General features: G+C 69.1%; 15 protein-coding genes. 12 read left to right on the top strand and 3 right to left on the bottom strand.

Annotation, left to right across the window (positions count from 1 at the left end; translation table 11 throughout):
- Positions 1–19 precede the first annotated feature (19 nt).
- From F4560_RS31890 to F4560_RS31870, 5 genes are all read left to right on the top strand, one after another.
- The gene (locus tag F4560_RS31890) at positions 20–319 is read left to right on the top strand and encodes a hypothetical protein (RefSeq protein WP_184926461.1); all 300 of its coding nucleotides are present in this window, start codon (positions 20–22) and stop codon (positions 317–319) included.
- A gap of 7 nt (positions 320–326) precedes the next feature.
- Complete coding sequence (locus tag F4560_RS31885; RefSeq protein WP_184926459.1) at positions 327–797, top strand: GNAT family N-acetyltransferase; 471 nt, start codon at positions 327–329, stop codon at positions 795–797.
- Positions 794–2,515, top strand: coding sequence for a DUF2716 domain-containing protein (locus F4560_RS31880; RefSeq protein WP_246477909.1), 1,722 nt, complete (start codon positions 794–796; stop codon positions 2,513–2,515). The genes F4560_RS31885 and F4560_RS31880 overlap by 4 nt, the downstream gene beginning before the upstream one ends.
- 370 nt (positions 2,516–2,885) lie before the next feature.
- Positions 2,886–4,697, top strand: coding sequence for a phosphoenolpyruvate carboxykinase (GTP) (locus F4560_RS31875; RefSeq protein ID WP_184926457.1), 1,812 nt, complete (start codon positions 2,886–2,888; stop codon positions 4,695–4,697).
- 109 nt (positions 4,698–4,806) lie between these two features.
- A complete protein-coding gene (locus F4560_RS31870) occupies positions 4,807–5,283 on the top strand; it encodes a hypothetical protein (protein WP_184926455.1) in 477 nt (158 codons plus the stop codon).
- Positions 5,284–5,334: 51 nt separating this feature from the next.
- On the opposite strand, the gene F4560_RS31865 is transcribed toward F4560_RS31870, so the two are convergent.
- Complete coding sequence (locus tag F4560_RS31865; protein WP_184926453.1) at positions 5,335–6,162, bottom strand: septum formation family protein; 828 nt, start codon at positions 6,160–6,162, stop codon at positions 5,335–5,337.
- 5 nt (positions 6,163–6,167) lie between these two features.
- The gene (locus tag F4560_RS31860; protein WP_184926451.1) at positions 6,168–7,457 is read right to left on the bottom strand and encodes a pyroglutamyl-peptidase I; all 1,290 of its coding nucleotides are present in this window, start codon (positions 7,455–7,457) and stop codon (positions 6,168–6,170) included.
- Between the two features lie 175 nt (positions 7,458–7,632).
- On the opposite strand from F4560_RS31860, the gene F4560_RS31855 reads away from it, so the two are divergent.
- From F4560_RS31855 to F4560_RS31840, 4 genes are read left to right on the top strand one after another with little or no spacing between them, the layout of a single operon-like run.
- On the top strand, positions 7,633–8,328 hold the full coding sequence (locus F4560_RS31855) for a YbaB/EbfC family nucleoid-associated protein (RefSeq protein ID WP_184926449.1): 696 nt from the start codon (positions 7,633–7,635) through the stop codon (positions 8,326–8,328).
- A gap of 34 nt (positions 8,329–8,362) precedes the next feature.
- Positions 8,363–8,686 carry a WXG100 family type VII secretion target gene (locus tag F4560_RS31850; RefSeq protein ID WP_184926447.1) on the top strand — a complete coding sequence of 108 codons (324 nt, stop codon included), beginning with the start codon at positions 8,363–8,365 and terminating at the stop codon, positions 8,684–8,686.
- 16 nt (positions 8,687–8,702) lie between these two features.
- Positions 8,703–9,815: a WXG100 family type VII secretion target gene (locus tag F4560_RS31845; protein WP_184926445.1), complete on the top strand. Its 1,113-nt coding sequence runs from the start codon at positions 8,703–8,705 to the stop codon at positions 9,813–9,815.
- 35 nt (positions 9,816–9,850) lie between these two features.
- The gene (locus F4560_RS31840; RefSeq protein WP_312869600.1) at positions 9,851–10,642 is read left to right on the top strand and encodes a hypothetical protein; all 792 of its coding nucleotides are present in this window, start codon (positions 9,851–9,853) and stop codon (positions 10,640–10,642) included.
- Positions 10,643–10,645: 3 nt separating this feature from the next.
- Here F4560_RS31840 and F4560_RS31835 read toward each other — a convergent pair whose 3' ends face one another.
- On the bottom strand, positions 10,646–11,419 hold the full coding sequence (locus F4560_RS31835) for a LamB/YcsF family protein (protein ID WP_184926441.1): 774 nt from the start codon (positions 11,417–11,419) through the stop codon (positions 10,646–10,648).
- A 115-nt stretch (positions 11,420–11,534) separates the two neighbouring features.
- Between F4560_RS31835 and F4560_RS31830 the strand changes: the two genes are divergently transcribed.
- The 3 genes from F4560_RS31830 (at position 11,535) to mctP (ending at position 14,256) form a co-directional block, all read left to right on the top strand.
- Positions 11,535–12,233: a GntR family transcriptional regulator gene (locus F4560_RS31830; RefSeq protein WP_184926439.1), complete on the top strand. Its 699-nt coding sequence runs from the start codon at positions 11,535–11,537 to the stop codon at positions 12,231–12,233.
- A gap of 122 nt (positions 12,234–12,355) precedes the next feature.
- On the top strand, positions 12,356–12,622 hold the full coding sequence (locus F4560_RS31825) for a DUF3311 domain-containing protein (RefSeq protein ID WP_184926437.1): 267 nt from the start codon (positions 12,356–12,358) through the stop codon (positions 12,620–12,622).
- A complete protein-coding gene (mctP, locus tag F4560_RS31820) occupies positions 12,622–14,256 on the top strand; it encodes a monocarboxylate uptake permease MctP (protein ID WP_184926435.1) in 1,635 nt (544 codons plus the stop codon). Before F4560_RS31825 ends, mctP begins: the two co-directional genes overlap by 1 nt.
- The last annotated feature ends 14 nt before the right edge of the window (positions 14,257–14,270 follow it).

The following is a 14,270-nucleotide window of genomic DNA, read 5'->3' as shown; positions in this document are numbered from 1 at the left end:
ATACAACCAGGAGGTGTGCATGGCACAGCGGGAGAGGGTCATCCGCAAGGAACGGGAGCGTCGGGAGTGGCTGTTGCGGTGCCAGACGGACCGGGGCGAGCCGGCGGTGTGCACGATCAACGTCCACAACGGCGTCCTTGAGGTGCTCGGCCCGGACGACAAGTTCTGCTTCCAGCTCGAAGACACCACGATCGCGGACTTCCGGTCGGCGTTCGACGCGGCGATCGCCCGCGCGGAAACGGACCTCGTGGCAGAGTCCGGCGCGGCAGGGCCCGGCCAGGCAAACCCGGGTGCGGACGTGGTGCGCATGGCGCGATGATGACCACATGGTCATCCGCCCGCTGACGGCCGACGACATCGGCACCGTCGTGGAGTTCTCGCTGCGCGCGTGGGCTCCGGTGTTCGACTCGTTCCGCGCTGTCCTGGGCGTTCCGATCTACACCGCGCTGTTCCCGGACTGGGAGTCGACGCAGGCCCGAGCCGTCGAGGACGTCTGCCGGGACGATGCGACAGCCGTGTGGGTGGCCGACCAGCTGGACCGTGTCGTGGGTTTCGTCGCGGTCCGGGTGGGAAACGGCGAGATCCACATGCTGGCCGTCGACCCCGACCACCAGCGGCAGGGCATCGGCGCCGCCCTCACCGTTTTCGCCGTCGACCGCCTCCGGGAAGCGGGCGTCATGCTCGCCGTCGTCGGCACGGGCGGCGACCCCGGCCACGCCCCGGCCCGCCGCACCTACGAACGCGCGGGCTTCACCGCCTTCCCCCAGGTCCAGTACTACAAGCGGCTCGACGGATGACCGCGCGCGAGCACTTCCGGGCGCCGGACGGCACGCTCCTCACCTACCGCGACTTCGGCGAAGGTCGTCCGCTGGTCCTGTTCGCCGGCGACTCGGACGACACCGCCGACCTGTGGCTCCCGCACGTCGACCCCCTCGTCGCCCGTGGTCACCGGGTGATCCTGGTCGATCTGCCGGACGAGCGATCCCCGGCCCGGGCGCCGACCGCTGCCGGGCTCGCCCTGCTCGACCACCTGGACACCGCCGACGACCCCGCCGGCTACGACCTCGGCGGTCACGGCGTCGGCGCGCTACTGGTGGTGCGGATGGTCTTCGCGGGCGCGACGCCACACCGCGTGATCGTGGCCGGTCTGAGCGTGGACGTCGCGTCCCGGGAAGAACTCGGCCGGCTCCGCGCGTCGATGCTCGTCCTCACCACGCCCGGCCCGGACGGCCAGGTGGAGGGCGGCCTGAACCTCACCGTGCCGGACTTCGCCTCACCTCAGGTCGTCGCTGCGATCAGCGGTTTCTTCGACGCCACCCCCGTGCGCCCCTGCCCACCGCGGCGCAGGACCCGACCTGCCGACGACGCGTGGCCGCGCCGTCCGTGGAGCACGCCGATCGGCGCGGTGGTCGAGCACGACGGTCCGGTCACCCGCGTCCACTACGGCACGCACGGCACGGTCGAGCACCCCGATCTGACCGGAGTCGACCTCTCCGACCTCGTCGAGCGCCAGTTGCGCCACTTCGCCGATCGCGGTGAGCCGGTCGAGTGGAAGACCTACGCGCATGAAACGCCCGACCTCCCCGAGCACCTGCTCGCGGCCGGTTTCACGCCAGGCTGGGAGCGTTCTGTCCTGGTCGCGGACGAGATCACCGCGCCGCCGAACCGCGACGTGCGCGACCTGCGGAACGAGGACCTGCCGGAGGTGCGACGGCTGGCCGGGGGACGCCACCGCACACCGTTCGCCGACATCGAGACCGACGGCCCGGTCCGGCTCTGGGACGCGAACGTCCAGGTCGTGCTCGAACGCGGCCGGGTCGTGGGCGCGGGGTGGGCGGAGCCCGCAGGCGGTGGCGTCGTGGTGATCGGCGGTCTCACCGGCCTGTGGCCGCAGGTGTTGGCGGAGTGGGCGCGGTGGGCCGAGCGGAACTCGACGTTTTTCGCCGAAGCGGACGGCGAGCTGCGCGACGTGCTGCTCGACGTGGGCTTCCGCGAGGTCGTCACCGCCCGCTCCTACCACTGGACGCCGCCGCGCCCGCCCGCCGCGACCCGGCCGGTCGTCCTGCAGTTCGACCAGCCCGAGCACGACGAGATCTGGCACCGGGTCGACCGCCGGCTCGGCTTCCGGCCCAGCGTCAGGGCCTTCCCCGGGATCACGGAACCACCCGGTTCGGTGACCTGGCACCTGAACGTCGGAGAAGACGGATTGGACGAACTGCAGAGCGTGGTCGTCGCGGGACTGCGGGAGATCGGGGGCGAGGAGCTGTACTGGCTCGACTGGCAGCACGTCGGCTACCGGTTCGAGCCGGACCGCGTCGGCCGGCCGGGGCAGCCGCCTTGGCCCGGCTCGGCGTACCCGGACGGCGACTACTACCTGTACCTCCCAAGGGATCTGCGCTTCGGCACGTTCGGGCACCCCTGGGAGCACACGCTGTGCGTGTTCGGCGAATCCCTTGTGGCGCATGTGGAAGAGGCGCTGAACAAGTTGTTGGGACCGCCGGTCCGCCGTTCCTGAAACGGTCGAGTAATTCGGGCATTTCGTCGCAGCAATTCTTGCGCCACGATGTGAGAGCGCTCTCACGTCGTAACCATCCGTACACCTTGTCGTGTGGTGATCGACGCAGCGGCGTGCCCTTGCATTCCGGGAACTAAAGCCCAGGTCACAGGCCGATTTGTGGTGATCGGGTGCTGAATCGATTCCAGAATCGGTTTTGTGAGCCAGCCGACAGGTCAGATGTGCGTTACCGGGGATTAACCCGGCTAACCTCCGTCTATCCCCTTAAACGGCACGCCCTCCACCGGGCGGGCGGAGCCATTCCCGAGGACGTCCCACCAGGACAACGGCGTCCACCGTGGGCTGGCGCTCAGCTAGGAGACGAGACGAGATGACGGCAGTGACCATTCCCGGTCTCGACCAGGCACCCACCAACCACCCGCGCCTGCTGTCCTGGGTGCGCGAGGTCGCCGAGCTGACCTGCCCCGATGAAGTGGTGTGGGCCGACGGCTCCCAGGAAGAGTGGAACCGGCTCACCGCCAAACTCGTGGACGCGGGAACCTTCGTTCCGCTGAAGAAGAAACCCAACTCGTTCTGGGCCGCCTCGGATCCCACGGATGTGGCCCGGGTCGAAGAGCGCACCTTCATCTGTTCCGTGGACCCGGCCGACGCCGGCCCCACGAACAACTGGATGGACCCGGGCGAGATGAAAGCGATCATGTCCGAGCTCTACCGGGGCTCGATGCGCGGTCGCACGATGTACGTGATCCCGTTCTGCATGGGCCCGCTCGACGCGGAGAAGCCGATGTTGGGCGTGGAGATCACCGACTCCGAGTACGTCGTCGTCTCGATGCACATCATGACCCGCATGGGCGCGAAGGCGTTGGCGCGATTCGGCGAGGACGCCGACTTCGTCCAGGCGCTGCACTCGATCGGCGCGCCGTTGGAGCCGGGCCAGGACGACGTTCCGTGGCCGTGCAACGAAACCAAGTACATCACCCAGTTCCCCGAAGAGCGGACGATCTGGTCGTTCGGCTCGGGCTACGGCGGCAACGCGCTGCTGGGCAAGAAGTGCTACTCGCTGCGCATCGCCTCCGTGATGGCGCGGGACGAGGGCTGGCTCGCCGAGCACATGCTGATCCTCAAGCTGACCTCGCCGGAGCAGAAGGCGTACTACATCGCCGCCGCGTTCCCGAGCGCCTGCGGCAAGACCAACCTGGCCATGCTGGAGCCGACCATCCCGGGCTGGAAGGTCGAGACCCTGGGTGACGACATCGCCTGGATGCGGTTCGGCAAGGACGGCCGGCTGTACGCGGTCAACCCGGAGAACGGCTTCTTCGGCGTGGCGCCGGGCACCGACTACCACACCAACCCCAACGCGATGCGCACCATCGAGAAGGGGAACTCGCTGTTCACGAACGTCGCGCTGACCGACGACGGCGACGTGTGGTGGGAGGGCATGGGCGAGCCGCCTGCCCACCTGACCTCGTGGAAGAAGCAGGACTGGACGCCGGGCGGCGAGGAGCTGTCGTCGCACCCGAACTCCCGCTACTGCACGCCGATCTCGCAGTGCGACATCAAGGCGCCGGAGTGGGAGGACCCGAACGGCGTGCCGATCTCGGCGATCTTCTTCGGCGGCCGGCGGGCCACCACCGTCCCGCTGATCACCGAGTCGCGCGACTGGCAGCACGGCGTGTTCATGGGCGCCACGCTGTCCAGCGAGACGACCGCCGCCGCCGTCGGCAAGACCGGCGTGGTCCGCCGCGACCCGATGGCGATGCTGCCGTTCATCGGCTACCACGCCGGTGACTACTTCCAGCACTGGATCGACACCGGCAAGTCGGCCGACGCGGACAAGCTGCCGAAGATCTTCTACGTCAACTGGTTCCGCCGGGGCGACGACAAGCGCTTCCTGTGGCCCGGGTTCGGCGAGAACTCGCGCGTGCTGAAGTGGGCCGTCGAGCGCCTGGAGGGCAAGGCCGCCGCGGTCGAGACGCCGATCGGCCACGTGCCCACGGCGGACGAGCTGGACCTGTCCGGCCTGGACGCGCCGCGCGAGGACGTCGAGGCGGCGCTGGAGTTCCACGCCGACGAGTGGCGGGCCGAGATCCCGATGATCGAGGAGTGGTTCGCCAAGATCGGCGAGAAGGTGCCGACCTCGCTGCGCGACGAGCTGGAGGCGCTGAAGCTCCGGCTCGGCTGAGCACTTCCCCACGCTTCATGGCGTGAGACCCGGTGGCCAACGGCGTCCACCGGGTCTCTTTTTGGTTGCTCTGGGTGATTTCCGGCTCGTCCGGAGGTACCAAGGAAGAGTGACCCAGCAGGACGATTTCCTCGGCGGACTGCACTACGACGGCCCGCCCGAACCGCAGGTCGGTCCGAGTCGGGGGAACGTGCGGTATTACCCGGTCGGTGGGTCGGTCGGGGACGCGGCGGCCCCGGTTCGGACGCGTGTGTCGGCGTGGTGGCAGCTGGGCGGGTTCGTGCTCGGTGCGCTCGCGGCGCCCGTCGCGGGCCTCGCTTGGGGCTACGGGCTGGACCAGTTCGACGAGGTGCGCGTCCGCGGGTTGGTCGCCCTGGGACTGGCGGGACTGGTGGTGGGATTGGTGGGCTTGGGGAAGCTGTCCCCAGCCGCGCCGTTGACCGCCGGGGTGATCGCGTTGACCGCTTCGGTTCTCTACGAACTGGGCACTGTCGCGTTCTTGCCGGTGCTCAGGCCCGTGTTCGCGAGCGGCGCTCCCATTCTGGTCGGCGTGTTGCTGCTGTTGCTCGCCTGGCGACGGCGGTAGTTGTCCACAGGTTGTGGACAGAGCTGTGCACAGCCTGTGGGTTGATGTGGATCAGGCGGGGAGCGGGTTGGCGCCGAGGCCCCACAGTCGGCCGGTGAACGGGCGGGTCGCCTCGGCGTAGCAGACCGCCGTCGTGTGGCCCTCGGACCAGGCTTGGCTGCCGAACGCCCGCCACGACGCGAAGACGTCCTCACGCGGTGCGCCGACGTAGTTCGTGACCGCTTTCGCACAGTGCTCGGAGGCTTTGGCGTTCACCTGGTCAAGGGACGGCGCCGGGTCCTGTGGATTGCCCAGGGTGAGCACGCCCGGCACGGCTTCGGCCTTGTGCGGCTGATCGCAGGCCGTGATCCCGGCGTCCTTGGCTTCACCGGGTGAGGCGACCGCGCACAGCTGGACGGTGGCGAACCCGGCCGCCTTGAGGAGGTCCTTGGCGCCGGTCTTGCGCCGCACCCGGCTGCCGTCCGGCTTCAGCTCGACCACCGTGCAGACGCGCCAGCGGTCGCCCTTGGCCCACCCGTCGCGGCTCGGCCAGAACGCGTGCGCCTGGAGTCGGGTGGCGTCGTGGTCGGCGCTGCCGAGGTACGCGGTGAGGGCGGCGCGGCACGCGGGGAGGACGGCGCGGCGCAGGTCGCGGTCGCTCGGGTACTCGGCCCCCAACTCGACCGAGCCGACCTCGGTCACCTCGGCCTCGTGCTCGGTCTTGCAGTCGAGGACTTCGAGGCCGGTGTCCGTGCACTGGCCCGGTTTGGGCAGCTGATCGACGGTCGGGGTGAGGGAGGGCCGGACCACCTGGGCGTCCGGCACGCCTTGGACCTGGGCCGTGCAGGCGACGAGCGACAGCGCGGACAGTGCCACGACCGTCGCCCGCCAGCCCTTCACGTCGGTCAGATTACTGACACCAGCGCCACCACCTGATCGGCGATCGCACGGCGTTCCCGTTCGAACGTCGGATCGGTGAGCGCGGTCGGGTCGGCGGGCTGGCCGAGCACGGGCGTGTGCAGGTGACCACCCGCGGTGGTGGTCGCGTGCAGGCCCAGCCGGAGCCGGTTCGCCCGGTACATCGACTCGTTGGACAGGTAGTCGCCGCCGCTGCCCTGGGCCGCCGTCGCACCGGGCGTCGGCTCGTCGGCGCGGCAGCTCGGCGTGCCCGTGCCGGGGATGGAGCCCACCGGCCACTCGCAGAACGACCGGTTGTAGAAGACGGGGAACGGCGTGGTCCCGGCGTCGACCATCCGCTGGTGCGGCAACGTCGTCTCGATGAACTCGTGCGCCGGCTGCGGCCACCCAGCCGCGTCCGGCACGACACCGCGTGCGGCGACGTCGTTGTTGTCCGGGAACCCGCCCCGCCACCGAGCCGCCCACCGCTCGACGTCGAACCGCCCGGGTCGGCCCTGGCTGACGGTGACGAGGGCGTCCGGCCGGAACCCGAGCGCCGCGCCGTAGAACCGCTCGACGATCCCTTGGTCGAACGAACCCCACAGCACCGGCAGAACGGCGGCTTCCACCACGACCGGCCCGGACGGCGTGTCGATCACCTTCCCGTCGAGCTGCAACGCCGCCGCCCCCGCCGGGTTGCTGCGCCGCACGGACGTGCCGCTGAGCTGGAACGGATCGAACCCGGTGACCGCGATCCGCCGGACACCCGCCGGCGCGAACCGCAGGTCCGTGACGCCCCGGGAGGCGCGGTCGAACGAGTCGACCAGCTTGGCCCGATCGGTCGCGGTGAGCTGCCACCCGCGCGGCTGCCACTGCCGAAGCGCCTTGGTGCCCAGCAGCCGGGCCCAGTACAGCGGCCGGTCGTCAAACGCGTCCCAGGCCTGCGCCGACGGAGCCTGCGCCGACGGAGCCTGCGCCGACCGGGCCCGCTCCACCGCCGCCCGCCACAACTCCGTGCCGCTGGTCAGCGTGAGCCGGAGGGCTTGGGAACGGGAGATCGGCTCGCACAGCCGGGCGGTGAACCTGCGGACGTCGTCCGCGAATCCGCCCAACCGCGCCAACTCCGGTCCGACCTCAGGCCCGGTGGGCGTGAGCCGATCGTCCAACCGCTGTTCCTCCACCGTGGTGGGCGCGGTCGGGTCGAAGCACGGCGCGGGTTGCGCGTGGGCAACGCCAGGCAGAGCGAGGAGGGACAGGCCAAGGGCGATCGGGATAACGGCGCGGAGTCGTTTGGTCACCGACGGATACTCCCGAACCGCCGCCGGATCGTGAAACCCGCCGAACGGCCCACGGCTTTCACGTCCAGGCTCTTCGCCCGTTCCGCCCCACAGCCAGTCATCGCCTTGCGACTATGGGCGACGCTCACCCGGCCGGTTCGCGTCGCCGGAATCCAGAACTTCTCGGAGGTCTTTCGTGTCGGCCGAGTTCGACCAGCTCGTCGCCCAGTTCGAACAGTTCCAGGCCAAGATCCAGCGGGTCGACCAGCAGGTCGCGGGCATCGGGGAGATGCAGCAGGAACTGGCGGCGCTCGAGGTGGTCGCGACGTCACCGGACCGTGCGGTGACCGTGGTGGCCGGTCCCTCAGGGGCGATCAAGGACATCCGGCTGACCGACCAGGCCATGCGCCGGCCGCCACACGCGCTGGCCGGGGCGCTGATGGCAACCCTGCGCCAAGCCGTGGCCGAGGCCGCGCGGCGTCAGGCGGGGATCGTGGAGAACGCGCTCGGCGACGACATGCACCTCACCGACCAGATCCTGGAGACCCAGGCCCAGCTGTTCGGCGTCTCGCCGCAGGAGATGCGCGCGATGACGGAGCAGCCACCGCCCACCCCACCCCCACCGCCCGTCCCGCCACGTCCCGGTCCCCCTCCAGGCTCGGGCCGGCCGCCGATGCCGCCACCGATGACGGGCGTCGGCCCACACCGGATGCCGCCGCCAAGCCCTACCCCACCGCCTCCCCCGCCCCGCAGGCCCGCGCCGGAAGAACCGGACGACTTCTCGCAGCAGCGGTTCCTCCGCGACGACGACAAGTCCAAGCCACCCCCGAACTCCGGGCCCGCGCAGAACGACGGCCGCTTCCTGAACCTCTTCGACGACGAGGACCGCTGACCGTGTTCGTGGGCAAGCAGATGAGGAGTGCGCGATGACCGGTGGGTTCGACGTCAACGTCGAGGAGTTGAGGACTTTCGCCGGCAAGCTCGACGGCCACCGCGGCACCGCCGCCGAGATCGCCGGCCTCGTGGCCAAGGCGGACGTCTCGGACAAGTCGTGGGGCGTGGTCGGCCTGTTCGTCAAGGGCCAGTACACGCAGATGCTCGACGACCTGAACGACGTGTTCCAGGCGCTTCAGGACGGCCTGCAGTCCGGTTCGGACAAGTTCAACGGCACGGCCCAGGACTACGACGAGCAGGAGCAAGCCGTGAAGGAACTACTCAACGGCCTGCAAGTCGAGCTCGACAACCAGTAGAGGGGGGTAATCCAGGATGGCTGAAGAGAAGACTTCCGCCGGTGGCGTCGAGATCACCGTCGGTGAAAAGGACACCAGCCAGAAGATGGCGGAAGCCGCCCCCTTCTACGGCAACTACCTCAAGACCAAGGAAGCGTGGGGGAAGGCGCAGGACAAGGGAGGCGCGGAGGTGACCGGCCTGGTCTCCGAAGGCTCCGCGTTGGTCACGTCTCTCGGCACCTCCGCAATCGGGATCGCGACCGACCCGATCGGCTGGCTCGTCGGGCAGGGGTTGAACTTCCTGATCAGCGTGGTGCAGCCGCTGGAGGACGCGATCCACTTCGTCAGCGGTGACGGCCCCGCGCTGGCCCAGGCGGCGGAGAACTTCGGCGCCATCGCCAAGGGGGTGGCAGACCTGCGCACGACGTTCGACAAGGACTTGGAGAGCGCGGTGACCCTCTGGGGCGGCGACGCGGCGGAGGCGGCGAGCACGAAGCTGGGCGAGTTCGCGAACGGCATCGACGGTGTCGCGGGTCAGGCCGGTGAGCTGGCGCAGATGCTCCAGATGTCCAGCATGATCATGACGATCATCGAGGACTTCATCAAGGCGATCCTCACCGAGCTGATCACCTGGCTGGTGATGATCTGGATCCCGGCGTTGGCCGCCGCCGTGCCGAGCTTCGGGGCGTCGACCGCCGCGGCCGGTGCCGCGACCGGTGTGCGGGTAGCGACCACTGGTAGCCGGGTGGCCCGGATCGTGGCCAAGCTGAAGCAGTTCCTGACCAAGATCCTCGACTTCCTGCGCAGCCTGAGCAAGCGGGCAGGGAACGTGCGCGCCGGATTCCAGCGCTCCATGGCGAGCAAGCAGGCCAGGAGCGTCACGGCCGACGGCGTCAAGGACAAGTCGATGCTGGACAAGTTGTGGTCCAAGGACGGGATGCTCGGCGAACGGCTGCAGACGGGGTTCGGCAAATCACTGCTGGACGCGGCTGGTGGGGCGGCGGCTGCGCAGGTGGGCCTCGGCACGGGGGCAAACGCCGGTGTCGACAAGAAGCTGCGTAACGACGCCGCCAAACAGAAGGCCGACGCGTACGCCGACACCGGCGAAGACCAGTCCAAGCAGCAGACCGAGAACCTATTGGACATCTGATCATGGACAACACTTTCGCTACGTTCGCACCGCTGGTGGGCACTCTTCTGGGCCTGGTCGGCCTGCTGTTCTGGTGGAAATGGCGCAGTGAGCGGAAAGCGGAGCGGTCGCACGCCGAGGCGCTGGTGGCGTTCGCGGGCACGCTCGGCGGACGTGTGGTCGGTCCCGCCGAAGCCCACGCGTGGTCGGCCGAACTCCTGCCACCGATGAAGAGCGACACCGAGGGCGTCATCGGCTGGATGGGCACGGTGCGGCGGCCCCGCTTCGAGACCGCGCTGGACTTCCGGAGGGGCAACTGGTCGGTGCGGGTGAGCGAGGCGTCGATGGAGAAGGCCAACTCGACCAGCTCGGCCACGATCTACGAGCACAGGATCGAGGTGGCCACCTCGATCGTGGCGCCGATGAAGATCAGTCGGCGGCTCCTCGTGGACCACATGCGGCGACCGCTGCCGCCGAAGCGCATCCCCGACCCGGACCGCGAACCGGCTGCCGAAGCGCCGGTGACGGTGGTGCGAGAGCAGCGGCCGTGGCTGCGGACCAGGGTGCCGGCGCCTGTGGACGGTGACTTCGTCGTGTTCACCACCGACCCGTCCACCGTGGCTCGGGCGTTCAACCCCCAGTTCGTGGAGTGGATGCTCGGACAAGCGGGCGATGACCCGTTCGAGAGCGCCTGGCCCCTCCACCTGACCTTCGAGGCGGGGCTGGTTTTCGCGACGTCGCACCGGCGGATCGATCCGGACAAGGTCCTCGCCAAGGTCGACGTGATTCTCGGGATGCTCGATCGGATGCCCCACGTGACACCGGCGCACCCGCCTGTGAGCGCCTGAGCCTCACACGCTGAGCCGGTCAAGCCCGCCGGAGAACGGACCCAGCGCCACACCCGCATCGGTCAACGCCGACCGCACCGCACGGGCGACCGCCACCGCACCAGGGCTGTCGCCGTGCACGCAGATCGAGTCCACCGGCATCCGCAACACCCGCCCGTCCACCGCCCGCACCCGCCCCTCGGTCGCCAGCACCACGCACCGCGCCTCGATCGCCCCGACGTCGACCAGCACCGCCCCCGGCTGCCGTCGGTCGACCAACGTCCCCACCGCCGTGTAAGCCCGGTCCGCGAACGCCTCGTACCGGACCGGCAACCCGGCCGCACCCGCCCGCTTCAACCACACCGCGCCCGGCAGCCCGAGCACCGGCAACGCCGGGTCGTAAGCCCGCACCGCGTCCACCACGGCGTCAGCCTGCGCCTCGTGCGTGACGAGGGCGTTGTAGAGCGCACCGTGCGGCTTGACGTACCCGACCCGCGTCCCGGCGGCACGGGCGCAAGCGTCCAACCCGCCCAGCTGGTACAGCACCTCGGCGGTCAACGCGTCCGGCGACACGTCGACAAATCGACGTCCGAAGCCGTTCAGGTCCCGGTATCCGACGTGCGCGCCCACCGCGACACCCCGCGCTGCCGCCAGTTCGCACGTCCGCCGCATCGTCTCCGGATCACCCGCGTGGAACCCGCAGGCGACGTTCGCGCTGGTCACGACGTCGAGCAGAGCCTGGTCGTCGACCGACGCCCAGCGGCCGAAGCCCTCACCGAGGTCCGCGTTCAGGTCCATGAGCGACGCCCTCCCCTCACAGCTCAACTCAATGTAAGGATTGTTCAACGATCCTTCAATCCCCCATTTGATTCGTGGGGCAGTAGCCTCGTTCAACGTCACTAGACTCGGTCGCATGACGACCGGTGAGGCAGACGGCTGGCTGGACGCCCTCGCGAAGGACCGCGGCGACCTCGACCGCTCCAGCACCGCCGAACGCGTCGCCGACAAGCTGCGCACCAGCGTCCTCGACGGCGACATCAAGCCCGGTCAGCAGCTCAACGAGAAGGCGCTCGGCGAAGCCCTCCGCGTCTCGCGCAACACCCTGCGCGAGGCGTTCCGCCTGCTCACCCACGAACGCCTGCTCGTGCACGAGTACAGCAAGGGCGTCTTCGTCCGCCGCCCCGAGGTGGCCGACATCGTCGACCTCTACGCCGCCCGCCGGATCATCGAGTGCGGCGCCGTCCGACGCTGGCCGGACACCGACGACCGCGCCAGGCAGGCCGTCCGCGACGCCGTCGACCTCGGTCTGACCAGCCGCGAGAAGGGCGACTGGACCGGCGTCGGCACCGCGAACGTGAAGTTCCACCAGGCCCTCACCGCCCTGGCCGGCAGCGCCCGGCTGGACGAGGAGGTGAAGCGCCTGCTCGCCGAACTGCGCCTGGCCTTCCACGTGATGGGCGACCACGAGGACTTCTACCGCGACTACCTGCCGCAGAACCAGTCCATCGTGGAGCACCTCGACGCGGGCCTGGTTCGGCAGGCCGAAGAGGCCCTGCTCGCGTACCTCGACCAGGCCGAGAAGCACCTGGTGACCGGCCTGCGCGGTGGATGAAATTTGGTCACGATCCAACTACTTCATTCGTCGGTAACCCACTCGACATGGTGACGACTGTCGTCCTTCCGGCCTAGCATCGCGCGACACCGCCGTCACTGGGCCGCCGTACGGAGGGGCACATGCCGTCAGCTCGAAAATCCAGCCTCCGCTGGAGCAACTGGAACCTGCTCCTGCTCGTTCCGCTCCTGATGCTCGTCACGCCTTGGTTCAACACCGATGAGCCGAGACTGTTCGGGCTGCCGTTCTTCTACTGGTTCCAGTTCGCCTGGGTCCCGGTGGGTGTCGTCTGCGTCGGCCTGGTCTACATCAAGACCAAGGACGAACCCGTCGTCACGGGCAAGCCGGACAAGCTGGGCGTGGACGACCTGGACGAGGGGGCCAAGTAATGCAGTGGACCGAGTTGGCGGTATTCAGCGCGCTGTTCCTGCTGGTCACCGTCCTGGGCTTCTTCGCGGCGAAGTGGAAAGCCGGCGACACCCTCGAACACCTGGACGAGTGGGGGCTGGGCGGCCGCAAGTTCGGCTCCTGGATCACCTGGTTCCTGGTCGGCGGTGACCTGTACACCGCGTACACGTTCGTCGCCGTGCCCGCACTGGTCTTCGGCGCCGGCGCGATGGGCTTCTTCGCCCTGCCCTACACCGTCATCCTGTACCCGATCGTGTTTCTGCCGTTGGTGCGCATGTGGTCCGTCTCCCGCGTGCACGGCTACGTGACGCCGGCGGACTTCGTCAAGGGCCGGTACGGCTCGCACTGGCTCGCGTTGCTTATCGCGATCACCGGCATCGTCGCCACCATGCCGTACATCGCGTTGCAGCTCGTCGGCCTGGAGGCCGTGCTGCGCACGATGGGCTTCAACGGCTCCGGCATCCTGGGCCACCTGCCGCTGCTCATCGCGTTCGTGATCCTCGCGCTCTACACGTACCAGTCGGGCCTGCGCGCGCCCGCGCTGATCGCGTTCGTCAAGGACACGCTGATCTACATCGTGATCCTGGTCGCGGTGATCTACCTGCCGTCCAAGTTCGGCGGCTGGGGCGCGATCTTCGACACCGCGCAGGCGAAGTACGCCGCGACCGAGTCGAAGGCCGACGGCATCATCCTCAACGGCAACAACCAGCTCCAGTACGCGACGCTGGCGCTGGGCTCGGCGTTGGCGCTGTTCCTCTACCCGCACTCGCTGACCGGCATCCTGGCTTCCCGGGGCCGGAACGTGATCAAGCGGAACATGGTCGCGCTGCCCGCGTACTCGCTGCTCCTCGGTTTGCTGGCGATGCTTGGCTTCGTCGCCATCTCCGCGGGCGTCAAGCCGATCACCAACCAGGCCACCGGCAAGGCGGACAACAACACCATCGTGCCGGTGCTGTTCGGCCAGGAGTTCCCGGGCTGGTTCGCCGGTGTCGCGTTCGCGGCCATCGCGATCGGCGCCCTGGTGCCCGCGGCGATCATGTCGATCGCGGCGGCGAACCTGTGGACGCGCAACATCTACAAGGAGTACCTGAAGAAGGACGCCACGCCCAAGCAGGAGGCCAAGCAGGCCAAGGTCGCGTCCCTGGTGGTGAAGTTCGGCGCGGTCGCGTTCATCCTGTTCATCAACCCGGAGTACGCGATCGACCTCCAGCTCATCGGCGGCGTGATGATCTTGCAGACGATGCCGGCCGTGGCGATCGCGCTCTACACCCGCTGGTTCCACGTGTACGGCCTGATCGCCGGGTGGATCGCCGGCATGGGCTACGGCATGTACCTGCTCTACAACATCGCCAACCCGGCCGCCGGCAAGGCGCACTTCGGCGGGTCCGCGTTGCCGCTGGACAAGCTGTCGCTCTTCGGCTGGCACCCGTTCGAGGGTTCCGTCGTGCAGATCTACGCCGGTGTGGTCGCCATCGCGGCGAACCTGGTGGTCGCCGTCATCGTCACGCTGATCGCCAAGCGCGCCCGGTGGTTCAACGGGACCGACCAGACCCAGGCCGACGACTACCACGTGGACGAGGACAGCGACCGGGTCAAGCCGATCGCCGTCCACTAGCGATCCACTGATCA

Origin of the sequence: Saccharothrix ecbatanensis (assembly GCF_014205015.1) — a bacterium.
GTDB lineage: Bacteria > Actinomycetota > Actinomycetes > Mycobacteriales > Pseudonocardiaceae > Actinosynnema > Actinosynnema ecbatanense.
The sequence above is the reverse complement of the archived record's forward strand: the minus strand, read 5'-3'. Positions and strand labels throughout refer to the sequence as shown.